Here is a 15454-nt window from a genome sequence, read left to right on the forward strand (position 1 = left end):
CTTGCTTATTTAGGTTTTTGTGGTTAAAAATAGAATTTACAGGGAGATTCTTAAACACAGGGAGTGTGGTGTATGTCTACTAACGAACAAGAACTTGATACATTTATTAAAAGAGATAATAATCTTTCTAATGCAAATAAAGTAATTATTGAAAAAGCTTTGGCACAGATGAGTTTTTCTGATGCAGCAAAACAAGTATTATTAGATCCAAAATCTCCTCCAGCTGATTTAGATAGTCTACAAAGCATTGCTCTAACCCAAGAGCACCTGGCACAAGTCAAAAAAAGCCTAGGCGTAATCGTTGACACCTTACAAGCTAATCCAAGTCTTATATCTCGTGCGGCCGCTTTATGGGGTGAGTTGCCTTTGTGGCAAAGAATTCTCGGTGGGGTTGCTCTATCAGGTCCAACTCTCATCATCGGAGCGGCAGCACATATCGGCTTTCTGGTCACAATTAGTGGCGTCAGTGCTTTAGCTTACACCACAAGTGGTATTGTGCTCGATGACCATCATTACCATACCAAAAATATAACTCAAAAATTGAAAGAAGGAATTTTTGGTGTTGCAGAAATTCTTGAATTAACCATTGGCGCATTAGATTCCATTCGTAAAAAACTTGCCGCAGAAATTGATAAATTTAAGGCGGAGAATGAGAAACTCGCCCAAAATATTACCCGTTTGAATGAGGAAGTTGAGACTTTGAGTGCTCAGGTAGAGGTTTATGTTGAAACAGAAAAATTACTCCGTAAAACAAAGGAAAAACTTGAAGAGACAAACTCCGCCTTAAAGCAAGATCTTCAAAAACAGAATGACCAATTTCAATCCAATGAGAAAGAGCTTTTAAAAGCTCGAGATGAGCATTCAAAATGTCTATTGCTCTTATCCCAGAAAACTTCGGAATTATCAGAGGTAAGGCAATCTATGGGGGCTGAACTGGAAAAAGCAAAAAAAATTGCCACCTCCTTGGAAGGAACAGTGAAAGTATTGTCCTCTGCAGCAATCAGCGACTCCAGTCAACGACAAGCTTTTCAAGAAAAACTCAATAATTTTTTAACTGATAAAGCGGCTAATTTTGATCAAGTAGCTGAACGCATGAATAAAGCCGAATCTGAGCTTTCTATGGTTAAATCGGAATTAAAAGCTAGTACAGAGCGTTTCAATAAATTATTGGAGCTTCAAGAAAAGCAGCTGCTACGCTTGCAAGGACTTGATCGACGTGTTGATGCGAGCATTCATCCCGAACAACATGCAACTCCAAGTGACGAACAAGTTAAATCAGAGGGATTATTGAGTAAATTAGGCCTCATGGCTTTGCCCCAAATATGGCCATTAACCAACTCGACACAACCAGTCAAACAAAACTCTCCCATGAATCCTGTACCTTAAGCGAAACCCTCAGATATCATTTCCTCCGAGTTGCATTACTCGGAGGATTGAATCTACTTTTTTCTTTGCTTATACCAACATTGTGAAGTACCCTAATTTCGGCTATTCTGTATTTTTAACTTCAAGTTAAAAGCCGTGATTAAATCATACAATAAACTGATAAAAATAATAAAAAATAATCAGGAAACGATGGTGAAGCAACTTCATCAGTTTTGTGAGACTAACTCGGGAACATCCAATTTGGATGGGCTGGCTCAAATGGCTAATCTTCTGCAAACAGCCTATAGCGCCATAGCAGACACCATTCAAATCAAAAAACTTCAACCATTTTCAGTGATGGATCTATCCGGTAATACAGTAATACAAAACTGTGGTGATGCACTGTTTATTAGAAAAAGGCCTCATTTGAAACGTCGAGTTTTACTTTGTGGGCACATGGATACTGTTTATGCCGTAGACAATCCTTTTCAGAAATTAACTTATATTAATGATAATTGTATTAATGGGCCTGGCGTTGCCGATATGAAAGGTGGCCTTATTGTGATGTTACACGCTTTATCCGCCTTCGAACAAGATGAGTGTGCCGCAGAGCTCGGGTGGGATGTTTTAATCAATACTGATGAAGAGATTGGCTCACCAGCATCCAGCGCGCTTTTCGATGAGTTAGCAGCTAATTATCAAGCAGCTTTAGTTTATGAACCGGCTATGACACCAACAGGTACCTTAGCAAAAAATCGCAAAGGAAGTGGAAAATTGACGCTTATTGCGACTGGAAAAGCGGCACATGCTGGGCGCGCTTTTTCAGAAGGTCGAAATGCAATCTGTTATTTAGCTGAGGCGATATGTGCTGTGCATGCACTTAATGGGAAGCGCGAGGGAGTAACAATTAATGTAGGAGCAATTGCAGGCGGTGAAGCGCTCAATGTGGTTCCTGACCGAGCAGTAACACAGCTTGACATTCGGATTAGTCTACCTGAAGATGAGTTTTGGGTGCGAACTGAGCTGGATGAAATTATTAGTCGATTAAAACGCCCAGGTTATTCTCTAAACGTGTATGGTGTTTTTGGCAGACCAGTAAAACGTGTATGCTCAGGTACAAAACGCTTGTTTCATCGTCTTCAACATTTAGGACAAGAGCTAGGTCTATCTATAGATTGGAAAGATAGTGGTGGCTGCTGTGATGGAAATAATTTGGCTCAACATGGTTTACCAGTTCTAGACACACTTGGGGTTAGGGGTGGTAATATTCACAGTTCAGAAGAGTATATATTGCTTGATAGTTTATTCGAACGCGCAGCACTCAGCACCCTACTCTTGCTTGATCTAGCTCAAGGTGGTTTAGAGGATCTAAAAAATGATGCTATTTCGTAGTGCTCGTGTTACAGATTTGGATGCCATTCATCATTTGGCTGAGGAAAGTGGCGTAGGAATAACAACGCTTTCCAAGGATAAAGAAATATTGGAAAAACGACTTTGCTGGTCTACTGACTCCTATAAAAAAGTTATCGAAAAGCCGTATAATGAATATTATTTATTTGTTTTAGAAAATCCAACAAATAAAAAAATAATGGGTGTTTCAGGAATAGAATCATGCACTGGACATGAGGCTCCTTTTTATTCTTACAAAATATCTAAGCGCACCCGAATTTGTCGTTCGTTAAATATACGCAGTGATTATGAGGTTTTAAGTCTAGTAAATGATAATCAGGGACGAAGTGAAATCTGCACCCTTTTTTTAGAGCCTCAATACAGAAAAAATAAAAATGGTTTATTACTTTCCAAAGCACGTTTCCTCTTTATGGCTCAATATCCTGAACGTTTTGCTTCAACGGTAATTGCTGAAATGCGCGGAATTTCGGATGAAAAGGGTATATCACCCTTTTGGGAGAATGTAGGAAGTCATTTTTTTCACATGTCTTTTGCTGAAGCAGATCGACTCACCCTCGCCACTGACAAACAGTTTATAGCAGACTTAATGCCTCGTAATCCAATCTACGTTAAATTGCTGTCTACAGAAGCCCAAGCAGTGATAGGCCAAGCCCATCCCTCGACACAAGCGGCAATGAACATTTTATTAAAAGAAGGTTTTCGCTATAACAAGTACATTGATATTTTCGATGCGGGTCCCACACTCGAAGTACCATTATCCAAAATCAAAACCATTGAACTTAGTCGCGTGGTCACCATTAAAAACATTAGTGATGAAGTGAGCAGTACGAGCTATTTATTAGCAAATACCCAATTGGATTTTCGTGCAACCATTAATAGCGCTCTAATCAACAGAGAAAATAATACATGTATCATTAGCAAAAAAACGGCAAATCTCCTTCAAGTTAAATGTGGAAATCAACTGCGTGTTGCTCCGGTATTATTTGATAATGGGGTGTTAAATGATTAAATCATCAATATTGAATGGTAAAGGACACTATATTTGTGGTCAGTGGCTTGAGGGACAGGGAACTAAGCTGGAATCATTAAATCCGGCTTATGGGACATTATTTTGGCAAGGAACAAATGCAACGGAACAAGAAATTTCCTCAGCCTATCATGCTGCTCATCAAGCCCTTTTCCCCTGGTCTACACTTGATTTCGAAACACGCGCCAATTACATCCAGAAATTTGCGAAGCAAATTGAAAAAAATCGTGATCAATTAGCGCAGCTCATTGCATTAGAAACTGGAAAACCTCTATGGGAGGCACATACCGAAGTCAATGCAGTTATAGGAAAGATTAATTTATCCATCCAAGCTTATCAAGAAAGAACCGGAACAAAAATGACCAAAACAACAGAAGCGAATGCCTGTCTTCGGTTTAAACCTCACGGCATTGTAGTTGTTCTTGGTGCATTTAACTTTCCAGCTCATTTGAGCAATGGGCACATAGTCCCTGCTCTTCTAGCAGGAAATACGATTCTTTATAAACCAAGTGAGCATACACCTGCAGTAGCCGAGTTTATCATGCAATGTTGGCATGAGAGCGAACTGCCTCCCGGAGTAATCAATTGTTTACAGGGTGATGCAACCTGTGCAAAAATCTTACTTGCACAAGACATTCAAGGTGTGTATTTTACCGGTAGCTATGCCACAGGGTTACGTATTCACCAACAATTCGCGGATAAACCAGAAGTAATTTTAGCGCTTGAAATGGGTGGAAATAATCCTTTAGTCATTGACGAAGTGACTGACCTTCAAGCGGCTGTTTACCATACATTACTCTCTACCATAATTACTGCTGGTCAACGCTGCACCTGTGCACGACGTGTTATCATCCCTGATTCCGCTCAAGGTGATGAGTTTTTACAGCGTTTTATCAAGATGTGCACATCAGTCAAGGTAGGCCCATTTGATCAAAAACCAGAGCCATTTATGGGGCCAGTTATAAGCCATGTGCAAGCTCTTAAACACATTCATAGCCAAAAAAAACTCGCTGAGTCAGGAGGTATTTCTTTATTGCCCATGACATTACTTGCTGAGTGTACAGGCTTACTATCACCAGGCATCATAGATATGACGCATTTCGAAAATCCACCAGATGAGGAAATTTTTGCACCTCTAGTACAAATATATCGGTACTCAGACTTTGAACACGCAATTTATCTGGCGAATCAAACTCGTTACGGTTTGGTCGCGGGTTTATTCAGTAATAATGAGCAGAATTATCAGCAATTTTATCAACATGTCCGCGCTGGTTTAATTAATTGGAATAGACCCACCACAGGCGCAGCCAGTAGTCTTCCTTTTGGCGGGGTCGGATTAAGTGGAAATCACAGACCGAGTGCTTACTTTGCTGCAGATTATTGCGCTTATCCCGTAGCCAGTATGGAACAATCTTTTTTAACGATGCCTGAACAAATAGTACCAGGTATTAGCGATTTTGGTGTATTGTAGCTGAATTACGCTGCGCTAATTCGGCTCATTTAAAATGGAATCTAAAATGACTGTTTATGAGTTAAACATGGATGGCCTAGTTGGCCCTACCCACAATTACGCTGGTATTGCCCCAGGTAATCTTGCTTCTTCTAATAATGCAGCGGCAATTTCTAATCCTCAGGCGGCCGCACTGCAAGGTTTAGAGAAGATGCGCTTGCTGTACAAAATGGGCCTGAAACAAGGATTATTACCACCGCATCAACGTCCGAATCTAGAGCTACTCCATCAATTAGGTTTTTGCGGCAAGCCCAAAGAGCAAATTAATAAAGCGTATAAAAATGCACCAGAACTTCTTAGTGCATGTTATTCAGCATCCAGTATGTGGGCAGCCAATGCAGCTACCGTCTCTCCAAGCACGGATACTCATGACCATAAAGTTCATTTTACTGCCGCAAATCTCATAAGCAATTTACATCGACATCATGAGGCAGATTTTTCAAAAAAATTACTGGAGCTTATTTTTTTTAACCCAAATTATTTTCATCATCATGCGATTCTGCCAAGATCAACGATTACTGGGGACGAAGGTGCTGCAAATCACAGTCGTCTCTGTCAAAACTACAGCCAACCAGGAATACATCTTTTTGTTTACGGGAAAAAAACTTTAGGGAAAAATCAGTCAAACATTGGCCCAATAAAATATCCAGCCCGTCAAACCCGAGAAGCATCTGAGGCGATTGTTCGTCAACATCAGTTATCAGAAAACCAAGTTGTGTTCGCATGCCAAAATCCACTTGCTATCGATCAAGGGGTTTTCCATAATGACGTTATCTCTGTAGTCAATGAATCAGTTTTTTTAGTCCATGAACAAGCGTTTCATCAACAAAATTCAATACTGGACCAATTAAAGGAAAAAGCACCCTTTCCTTTAAATATTATTCAAATTCCACAAAAAGAACTTAGTGTTGCTGATGCTGTTGCAACCTATCTTTTTAATTCGCAAATTATTAGTTTAAAAAAATCAAACTCGATGATGCTTATTGCTCCCTTTGAATGTCAAAACAATCCTCGTTCTAATGCATGCATTGAGAGAATACTTGCTGATGACTCGAACCCAATCAACTCGGTGCATTTTCTTGATTTGAAACAAAGTATGCAAAACGGTGGTGGCCCTGCTTGCTTAAGATTGCGTGTTCCCTTGAATGACGAAGAGCTTGAAGCCATGCATCAAGGCGTATTAATCGACGATAAGTTATTAAAAATTTTAGAAATGTGGGTTTTAAAGCATTATCGTACTGAGTTAGCTCCCAAAGATTTAGCTGATCCTCAACTTATTGAAGAATGTTTTTCTGCCTTGGATGAACTATCTCAAATTCTAAAACTTGGCTCCGTTTACCCTTTTCAATTAGAGAATACACGCTAAATGTGGAAAACGAAGTTCGGCAGATGCATTCATACATCTCCTTCAGGTTATAAAGTATATCAAAATTTATGTTATCGTTGGCTTACATTAGGAAGTACAGCACTCCAAACAGTAATTAACCGTTATCATCCGCAAGAGCCAGTTTTATATTATCTTCCTGCACTTACATTAATGGCTCGAAAATACCCTGGTGGCACCTGTATGCTGGGATTAGGCGGTGCGGGGGTTGCGTGGATGTTAAAAGATGTTCCTCTGGTTGCTGTAGATAATAGTGAGGAAGTCATCGACATAGCAAGAAGCTTTTTTATGATAGACCACTTAAAAAAGTTAACAGTCGTCCATGAGAATGCTAAAGATTATATAGAAACATGCAAAAGGAAATACAATCATGTCATCATTGATCTATATAACGCCAATCATTTCCCACCTGAATGCGCTGATGCCAATTTTTTTGCTTCATGCAAAAGAATAATGACCGAAGATGGTTTTTTGGCTATAAACTTGGCCAACATCAAAGAGCAAGATGCTATTTTTCAATTAGTTAGGAACCAATTTAAACATACCTTAGTTATTCCAATACGTAAAAGTTCGAATATGGTCATTTTTGCTGCCGATGAAAGCAAAGAATTGTTCATGAATAAAATAAAGCAAACGTCTGCTTTCAAACGTATTATTTGGGTTGAATCATGGGGTTATGTTGGAGATTTTATACAAACAAACTGGCAGCGATTAGCAATCTATTTTAGAAAAATTTCACTATAGCCGTCTTTCATACAAAATAATCTATTGAACTCTAAATAGTCAATAAGGGACAAATTGGTTATGAAGTTCGACCTCTTCCCTATACTCGAGTTAATATGACTATCTATGATTGGCACATAAAGAGGTGAACAGCAGTATTTGTGATCACTTCCAATTTTGCCATATTGCTTTTGAGTAGCTTGTTGATAGCATAGCAACGTCAATGACAGTTGCTATGCATTTTGAGTGTTATTGCTATGGAACCATGGGGCTTACAGTCATGCTTTTAATTTGCATATCAGGCTCTTTTTTCTTTTTAAAGAAATTATTTAAGCCACCAACGACCTTATTACCGGCAGAGACTAATTTATCAATAAAACTAAAATCCATTTCCATTTCATAGCATTTGACAGTATTGATGTCATTAAAGTCATTAGTCATCATTTGCGAAAAACATAAAAGCATGTAATTTAAAACCACCTCATCCTGTTCTTTCTGTCCCATTTTTTTAAAATCAGCGTCATTTTCCAACTTTTTCCAAGTATAAAAATTAATGCTCCGTCCATGATTTGGATCATAAAAATATGCAGTTTTCTTCTTAGGATCGTAACGTAAATAGATTGCATGCCCCCACGTCGCCTGATCTGTGGCTTGAGTTCCGTCTTTGTTAGTTGCATGGTGTCCAATAGATAGTTTCACAATTCCAAAATTTTTGAATTTGGATTTCTTCTGTTCATTAACTGCCTGAAATAGTATTTGATAAATAGAGTCAGAACCAAAAGCAGGCTCATCTGCATAATGAAAATCTTTGTGTAGTGCTTGAATTTTCTTTAAATGAAGACGCTTTAATACCGCTTTTGATAAACCATTGTTCTTTTCATCCCCTGCGTCTACTTGATATAAAGCTTGATTATAGCGATCTTGGGGTGAAATTTTTACTTCTGTTTTCCATTGAGCATCGGAAAGGAACTGGTTTCTTCCTAGGGTGGTCATTTCTTGAGTAATTACTCTATAAGTATTTGCTTGACACACACCATCCCCCAACACTTCGCCAATGCCACCAATGAATCCTTGAATATTTTCATATTGGATGGGATCACCCCATTGATTAAAAAATTCAATGTCTTTTTGAACATCCTTTAACAACTCAGCATGGAAGGTACTGCAAGACTGATCATTGAGAGGAGATATCATCTCGATTACTTTGTTATACTCATCTTTTAATGCGGTAAGACTGTCTTTGCTCTTTTTAATGTTTTGATTGACCGCACGGCTTATAGAGCGCAGCAATTTACTTTTTGATTGTTTCAAGGAACTGTCTATGTGCTGAGCAATATGTCCCTTGTCATCATTCAATTCCTTTCTGCATCGCTCATATTCTTGTTCTAACCAAAGGGTTGCGGTTGCGAGGACTTTTTGCCTGGCCTTGGTTACAGTATGAATCAAAGGAGCTAGTGAAGGATCTCCACCTGCGGCACTGATCTTTTCCTTTAAGGCCATCAGTTCAATCTGATACTGCAATTCTTTCAAGGTAGGGAATTCATTTTCGGACTGACCATTCAGGACTACATTTTGAATCACATGTTTGATTTTTTGCTGGACAAGCTCCTTATCCACCTTAACTTTGCCTGAGTCTAAACCAAGTGCTGTAAAAACAGCAGTCTCATGAGGGTTTTGGAGAAATTTTTCTGGGTGGGTAATTTGCTGGTGTACAAATGCTCGTTTTAAGACAAGAGAAAAATCTTCTAAATATTCTTTAGGTAACCGAGCTAGTGCCTGTTTGAGCTTAGGAAACATTTTAATGACGACTTCTTCTTGAGCGGTAATCTCACCTCGCTCAAGTTTTATATTTAATTTAGACATTTCCTCTGTGTATTCTTCCTTAGTCATTTTTCCTTGAGCATAAGCGATAATGCGAAGTTTATCTGATTCCGTCAGCATTCGTTCACTATCACGAATGTCAGTCCCAACCACATCCCAATCACCAATTATTTTTTCAGCAATTTGTTTGTTTGTGCTCTGCTCTAAACGATCATAAAGGTCGATCAGAGCGGCACGATTACAAGCTGAACGAACCCCCACCACAAATTGATCCAGTGCCTGAAGATTTTTGGAATGATCAACGGATGTAGGCTTATCGGGCATATGTTCGATAACATGCTGAATGTCACGAACAATTACAGGAGCTAACTTAGCTACCTCATCAACTCGTTCAGCATGCAATATCTTTTTAACAATCTCTATTGGATTTTTATTAACCAATGAGAGAGATTGGACAACTTCATCTTCAGCAGCAATTTTTTCCAACTGCTCGGACAAGACTTGCATCAATTTTTCATTACTTGCATCAGTGGACATCAATATGGCTTGGGTTCGCTCCATAGCTACCTCAAAGCCTGCAGGTGAACCGTTCCATCTTTTTCTTTTTTCTTCAATGATTCTAAATCGTTCTTGTTCCACTTCAGCAATTTTTTCCATGAACTGATTTATCTCAGATAATGAACGTAATGGTGAAGTGTAGTCGTCTAAACGTTTCGAGGTAGGCCAGTACTTTGCATATAATAGTTCAAAGGGGATTTTGCAGCCATGTGCTGCACATTTTTTTTTCAACTCATTAAGAATTGAACAGTTTATTATGATTAATAATTCATGAACCAGTTCCCGATGTACTCGTTGCCAATGCTCAAAATCATCTGAATGAATATTAAGCTGCATGAGGTCCGGAAGTAACTCTTTTTCTTTTATCATTTCTGTAATTGCAGCAACATTAAATACATTGAATTTATTAAGGCTGCTACCTGAGTTAAAGCTTTCCCACAGTCCAACAAGGTAGCTATTTAGATGGGAATTCATCAAATAAAGGGCATCAAGAGCCAATAATTCTTTCTTCATTTGCTCCAGTTGAATAGCCATTTGCGTTGTATATTCATTGAAACTTGGAAGCGCCCCTTGATTTTGAACGTAAAAATGTCGCGCTGTGTTGTGAAAAAGCCAGTTTCTAACAACCTCGATATTAAATGCTCTTAACTGCTCATCATTTACTTGTTCAGGCCAATCATCATCTTTTTTCCAAAAATCGCTGGTATTTAAATAATTACATAATTGTTTCAGGCAAATCACATCCTCTAATGATTCCAATGCTGCTGGTAGTGAACTCATCACCCATGCCATTTTATCGGCACATTCGGTTTTTATTGTACTTACATACTCAGAGTAACGTGTGCTTTCAATGGAATATTGATCATCTTCTGAGGTAATTGTCGGATATTTTTCTTTTAGTGGAAGTGGAACAAAATCGAAATCGAGTTGGCTTGGAAAATCATAATAATAAATATAGCCACCACCATGAACAGAACCGGGCATAATACTCTCAGGAATGTTAAAACTTTGTGCATTATAAATGATACTTTTTTTTATGCAAAAAAAATGTACTATTTTTTAAAGACATGATGATTTACAAGCATTTTTAACCCGATTCAACACGGGAAAAGCAAGTTAACTTGTTATACAACAGCGAGCGCCATTCCGGTGATATCATCGAGCGATTGCTCAACACGTGCGATAAACAAAGTCATCCTAATGTATGATGCGCATCACACCATCGTTTGCTACTGCCTATCGCATGGACTTCGAACTGCTTATACACGCTACAAAGTTGGATTAGCCCTGGTTGAGGTGCTGCCAATTTTGTAACAAACAAAATAATGCAGCGATTAACATCTCGGTTGGACTATAAAACTACTGCTCTATTCCAAGAAGATACTTCATCAGTAAATTTATCAAGCGCTTCCATCTCTTTAGAAGGCTTAAATAAACCATATGCAGTAACACCTCCCGCAATAACCCCTGACATGACGCTCGAAGAAGCAACAGTTACAGCAGCAGTATAACCGCTTAATATCCCCGCAAAAAAAGCGCCTGGACCAGTCCACCAACTACACGCAACCCCAATTGTAAAGCCCATTAGTGCGGTTACAATCAATACAATGGCCGCTGCAGCAACAGAAAGTGCTGCTTTAAGGATATTAGGATTCTCACCCGCCAAAATGATGTCACTATTCTTTATAAAACTTTCAATGGCTTTAGCTTTATTTTTTGGCGTAGCTTTCAAGTCCAATATAATTTTAGACAGCTCATCCAATTCAATATCCATCAAGCTTTTTTTGATCTTGGGTAGATTTTTTATACCTTCCTTTAGTTTTATAACAGCCTCAGCCCACGAGATCAGAAGTTTCGCTTCACACTGAGCGCGGATCAGATCGAAAAGCTCCTCGATATTCTCCTCGTTTTTTGCTGAAGTGGTAATGAAATTGGCAAATAATTCCTTTGAATTAATTTGTTTTAATGCGTTAAGATTTGCTTTAGGTGAATCTGATTTTGTACCAACACAGATAATCGGAGCTAGGGGCGCAAATTGACGAAACTGCTGGATACTTTTAATTAGTTCTTGTTCGTTAATTTCTTCAGTTAAATCAATACAATATAAACCAACATCAGCCCCTTTATAATAATATGGGTTAATTTGTTTAAATCGCTCTTCTCCAGATATATCCCATAGGTCTACAATATTATTGGAATCCATTTGCCGAGAGAAAAACTCAACACTTAAGGTAGGGGAAGTCTCTTCTGCAAAATCAATTTTTGTTTGAGCTACTTTATGAACGAGTTTCGTTTTACCACTTTTGCCAAAAATTACAACTTTATACTTCATAAGGAACCTCCAAAAATCATTTTCAGAAGCATTTAAGAGAAATTTATTAAGCTATTTTTCCGCTAATCAATGAAAAAACTTAATTGAGATTCTTTATCATGACTAAATTAACAAATTAAATAAAGTACTTTGTGTTTTATTTGAATAAGAATTGCAATAAAAAATTCATTACAACTTGAGGTTATTCACCTCAAGCTGTCACTTGATTTAAATTTCCATTAAATCTTTTTCTTTTTCAGCCAATAATGCATCTACTTCCAGAATATATTTATCGGTTAATTTTTGAATGACTTCAGTTGCTCGACGCTCATCATCTTCAGAAATAGCCTTTTCCTTAACTAATTCTTTTAATTGATTATTTGCATCTCTTCTGATATTACGAATGGATACTTTTCCTTGCTCGCCTTCATTACGAACCACTTTGATTAGCTCTTTTCTTCGTTCTTCAGTCAAAGGTGGCATAGGGACACGAATCGCAGAACCTGCTGTAGCCGGATTCAAACCCAAATCTGAGGTTAAAATGGCCTTCTCTACAGCTGATACCATCGACTTTTCCCATGGGGTAACTAATATTGTACGAGAATCACTAGCAGTAATATTAGCTACTTGGCTCAATGGAGTCATCGTTCCATAATAGTCAACTTGCACATGATCAAGTAAACCAACATTCGCTCTTCCGGTGCGAATTTTAGTTAAGTCTGTGTGCAATACTTCAATCGTTTTTTTCATTCGCTTTTCTGAATCTTGCTTAATCTCATTAATCATGATTAGCTCCGACTATAGTTCCTACGCGTTCTCCAGATACAATTCTTTTCAATGCATTGGGTGCAGCCATATCGAAAACCTGCAATGGCATGCCTTGATCTTGACAAAGACAAATTGCAGTAGAGTCCATTACTTCTAAGCCTTGCGTTAATACTTCGATATAGGTCAAATAATCATATCGTATGGCATTAGGGTTTTTAAAGGGATCTTCTGAATAAACACCATCGACTTTTGTTGCCTTTAATACCACATCAGCGCCAATCTCAATGGCTCTTAAGCAAGCCGCTGTATCCGTAGTGAAAAAAGGATTTCCTGTTCCTGCTGCGAAAATAACAACGTGCCCGGTGCGCAAATGTGTAATTGCCTTGCGGCGATGATAAGGGTCAACGACTCCCAGCATGGGAATAGCTGACATAATACGCGCTGGCATATCAATTCGCTCTAAAGCATCTCTCACCGCTAAGGCGTTCATTACTGTAGCCAGCATGCCCATATGGTCACCAGTTACACGTCCAACCCCAGCCTGAGAAAGTGCTTTACCACGAAATAAATTACCACCACCTAATACGAGACCAACTTCAACGCCCATCTTAATTAATTCGGCAATATCCCTGGCTAAGGTATCCAGAACCGAGGGATCAATACCGAATTGTGACTTGCCCATAAGGGCTTCGCCACTGTATTTTAGTAAAATACGTTTGTATTTTAATGTTGGGTGACTTTCATTCATCATGTACGAACCTGAGCCATCACTTCTTCAACAAAATTATCTTCTTTTTTCTCTATCCCTTCACCAACTTCATAGCGTATAAAAGAAAGTACTTCTGTATTTTTTTCTTTTAAAAGTTGTCCCACTTTAATGTCAGGGTTCTTAACAAATGGCTGACCTAATAAGCTTACTTCATCAATAAATTTATTGATTCGACCTTCAATCATTTTATCGATAATTTCTTGTGGTTTGCCACTTTCTTTTGCTTGAGCAGTAAAAATTTCACGCTCATTTTCAATTGCCTCAGCAGAAACTTGATCTCGACTTACAACAATTGGCTTGCTGGCAGCAATATGCATAGCAATGTCTTTTGCAAGTTCTTCATCACCCGTTTTCAGAGCGGCCATAACGCCAATTCTTGAACCGTGTAAGTAATAACCAATTACCCCAGTATCACAAGACATACGCTCTAGACGTCTTAATTTAATGTTTTCGCCAATTTTTGCTACTAATTCTTGACGAGCTTGTTCTACGGTATTTCCAGATGCAAGGGTAATTGCAGACAATTCGGCAATTGTATTAGCAGAACTATTTAATGCCGTTTCAGCGACCTTGCTAGCAAAGTTAGTAAAGTTCTCATCACGAGCAACAAAATCGGTTTCACTATTAATTTCAAGCATTACTGCACTACGTCCATCTGCGGAACGTGCAATAACTACCACACCCTCAGCGGCAACACGATCTGCTTTTTTATCTGCTTTTGCTTGACCTGCTTTACGCATTTCAGTAATTGCAGCCTCAATATCACCATTGGTTGCTATTAGAAATTTTTTACATTCCATCATGCCAGCACCGGTACGTTCACGTAACTGCATGACTAAACTCGCACTAATTGACATTTTCATTTCTCCGTATAGCAAAAAGGGGGCAAATTGAGGTGTTCTGACACCCGGCCCCCTATATTGTAAATTTTAATTATTCCCCAGCTTTTTCTGCATCACTGGTTTGTTCAACTACTTCAACAAATTCAGCATCAGAAGAACCTACTCCTACTGTATTAGTGCCTTTAGCATCTAAAATTGCATCAGCAACACAGCGTACATAGATATCAACTGCTCTCATAGAGTCATCGTTACCAGGAATAATGTAATCAATATTTCTTGGGCTATTGTTTGTATCAACAATACCAATAACGGGAATTCTTAAACGGTGAGCTTCTTCAACGGCAATATGTTCGAAACCAACATCAACAACAAATAAAGCATCAGGCAAACCGCCCATGTTCTCAATACCGCCTAAGCCTCTTTCTAACTTTTCGAGTTCACGCGTCAGCATTAATGCTTCTTTTTTGATCATTCCATTAAACAATCCCTTTTCTTTCATTTCTTTTAATTCTTTCAAGCGAAAAATAGACTGACGTACTGTTTTATAGTTAGTTAGCATACCGCCCAACCAACGATGGTCAACATAAGGCATGCCACAACGTTTCGCATGTTCGCGAATACTGTCTTGCGCTGCTCTTTTAGTACCTACAAACAGAATTTTTGCTTTATTAGATGCTAATCTGCCAACATAGTTTACTACGTCGTTAAGCATTACCATCGTTTTTTCAAGGTTGATAATATGGATTTTGTTACGAGATCCAAATATATACTCACCCATTTCAGGATTCCAAAAGCGAGTTCTGTGTCCAAAATGAGCACCTGCTTCGAGTAATTCACGCATACTTACATTCATTTTTTTATCTCCAGGGTTATTCCTCCACGTTTCCCATACGAAACCCTTTTGGGGACCCTATCGTATGTGCCGAACCGTGTGTGTATTTAAAGCGCGACCTTTATACCATATTA

Annotated in this window: 12 protein-coding genes; 6 read left to right on the forward strand and 6 right to left on the reverse strand. The window is 38.6% G+C overall.

The annotated features are described in order from the left end of the window. The first annotated feature begins 72 nt into the window (after nt 1-72). From OQJ13_RS01010 to OQJ13_RS01035, 6 genes are all read left to right on the forward strand, one after another. Entirely contained in the window at nt 73-1386 is a 1314-nt protein-coding gene (locus OQJ13_RS01010) for a LegC2/C7 family Dot/Icm T4SS effector (RefSeq protein ID WP_265708546.1), read from the forward strand. Nucleotides 1387-1521: 135 nt separating this feature from the next. Beyond that, nucleotides 1522-2757 (forward strand): hydrolase, encoded by a 1236-nt coding sequence (locus OQJ13_RS01015; protein WP_265708548.1) that lies wholly within the window; start codon nt 1522-1524, stop codon nt 2755-2757. Then, nucleotides 2741-3784, forward strand: a complete 1044-nt coding sequence (locus OQJ13_RS01020; protein WP_265708550.1) for an arginine N-succinyltransferase — start codon at nt 2741-2743, stop codon at nt 3782-3784. Before OQJ13_RS01015 ends, OQJ13_RS01020 begins: the two co-directional genes overlap by 17 nt. Beyond that, nucleotides 3777-5273, forward strand: coding sequence for a succinylglutamate-semialdehyde dehydrogenase (astD, locus tag OQJ13_RS01025; RefSeq protein WP_265708552.1), 1497 nt, complete (start codon nt 3777-3779; stop codon nt 5271-5273). Before OQJ13_RS01020 ends, astD begins: the two co-directional genes overlap by 8 nt. 46 nt (nt 5274-5319) lie before the next feature. Next, nucleotides 5320-6678, forward strand: a complete 1359-nt coding sequence (astB, locus tag OQJ13_RS01030; RefSeq protein ID WP_265708554.1) for an N-succinylarginine dihydrolase — start codon at nt 5320-5322, stop codon at nt 6676-6678. Then, nucleotides 6679-7440 (forward strand): spermidine synthase, encoded by a 762-nt coding sequence (locus tag OQJ13_RS01035; protein WP_265708556.1) that lies wholly within the window; start codon nt 6679-6681, stop codon nt 7438-7440. It begins immediately after the preceding gene. A gap of 234 nt (nt 7441-7674) precedes the next feature. Here OQJ13_RS01035 and OQJ13_RS01040 read toward each other — a convergent pair whose 3' ends face one another. The 6 genes from OQJ13_RS01040 to rpsB all read right to left on the reverse strand — a co-directional run bounded on the left by OQJ13_RS01040 (nt 7675) and on the right by rpsB (nt 15341). Continuing rightward, the gene (locus OQJ13_RS01040) at nt 7675-10782 is read right to left on the reverse strand and encodes a hypothetical protein (RefSeq protein WP_265708557.1); all 3108 of its coding nucleotides are present in this window, start codon (nt 10780-10782) and stop codon (nt 7675-7677) included. 367 nt (nt 10783-11149) lie between these two features. Beyond that, nucleotides 11150-12130, reverse strand: a complete 981-nt coding sequence (locus OQJ13_RS01045) for a Rab family GTPase (RefSeq protein ID WP_265708558.1) — start codon at nt 12128-12130, stop codon at nt 11150-11152. Between the two features lie 207 nt (nt 12131-12337). Further along, complete coding sequence (gene frr / locus OQJ13_RS01050; RefSeq protein WP_265708559.1) at nt 12338-12895, reverse strand: ribosome recycling factor; 558 nt, start codon at nt 12893-12895, stop codon at nt 12338-12340. Beyond that, nucleotides 12888-13628 (reverse strand): UMP kinase, encoded by a 741-nt coding sequence (gene pyrH / locus OQJ13_RS01055; protein ID WP_265708561.1) that lies wholly within the window; start codon nt 13626-13628, stop codon nt 12888-12890. Before pyrH ends, frr begins: the two co-directional genes overlap by 8 nt. Then, nucleotides 13625-14503 carry a translation elongation factor Ts gene (gene tsf / locus OQJ13_RS01060; RefSeq protein ID WP_265708563.1) on the reverse strand — a complete coding sequence of 293 codons (879 nt, stop codon included), beginning with the start codon at nt 14501-14503 and terminating at the stop codon, nt 13625-13627. The genes pyrH and tsf overlap by 4 nt, the downstream gene beginning before the upstream one ends. A gap of 76 nt (nt 14504-14579) precedes the next feature. After that, nucleotides 14580-15341, reverse strand: a complete 762-nt coding sequence (gene rpsB / locus OQJ13_RS01065) for a 30S ribosomal protein S2 (protein ID WP_265708564.1) — start codon at nt 15339-15341, stop codon at nt 14580-14582. Nucleotides 15342-15454: the final 113 nt, after the last annotated feature.

The organism is Legionella sp. PATHC035 (genome assembly GCF_026191115.1).
GTDB lineage: Bacteria > Pseudomonadota > Gammaproteobacteria > Legionellales > Legionellaceae > Legionella.

What these genes read in the sequence shown, in the direction of transcription:
- OQJ13_RS01035 (WP_265708556.1), top strand. Translation starts at nt 6,679, where the DNA reads ATGTGGAAAACGAAGTTCGGCAGATGCATTCATACATCTCCTTCAGGT.
- OQJ13_RS01045 (WP_265708558.1), bottom strand. Translation starts at nt 12,130, where the DNA reads ATGAAGTATAAAGTTGTAATTTTTGGCAAAAGTGGTAAAACGAAACTC.
- frr (WP_265708559.1), bottom strand. Translation starts at nt 12,895, where the DNA reads ATGATTAATGAGATTAAGCAAGATTCAGAAAAGCGAATGAAAAAAACG.
- OQJ13_RS01040 (WP_265708557.1), bottom strand. Translation starts at nt 10,782, where the DNA reads ATGCCCGGTTCTGTTCATGGTGGTGGCTATATTTATTATTATGATTTT.
- astD (WP_265708552.1), top strand. Translation starts at nt 3,777, where the DNA reads ATGATTAAATCATCAATATTGAATGGTAAAGGACACTATATTTGTGGT.
- OQJ13_RS01010 (WP_265708546.1), top strand. Translation starts at nt 73, where the DNA reads ATGTCTACTAACGAACAAGAACTTGATACATTTATTAAAAGAGATAAT.
- pyrH (WP_265708561.1), bottom strand. Translation starts at nt 13,628, where the DNA reads ATGATGAATGAAAGTCACCCAACATTAAAATACAAACGTATTTTACTA.
- OQJ13_RS01020 (WP_265708550.1), top strand. Translation starts at nt 2,741, where the DNA reads ATGATGCTATTTCGTAGTGCTCGTGTTACAGATTTGGATGCCATTCAT.
- tsf (WP_265708563.1), bottom strand. Translation starts at nt 14,503, where the DNA reads ATGTCAATTAGTGCGAGTTTAGTCATGCAGTTACGTGAACGTACCGGT.
- rpsB (WP_265708564.1), bottom strand. Translation starts at nt 15,341, where the DNA reads ATGAATGTAAGTATGCGTGAATTACTCGAAGCAGGTGCTCATTTTGGA.
- astB (WP_265708554.1), top strand. Translation starts at nt 5,320, where the DNA reads ATGACTGTTTATGAGTTAAACATGGATGGCCTAGTTGGCCCTACCCAC.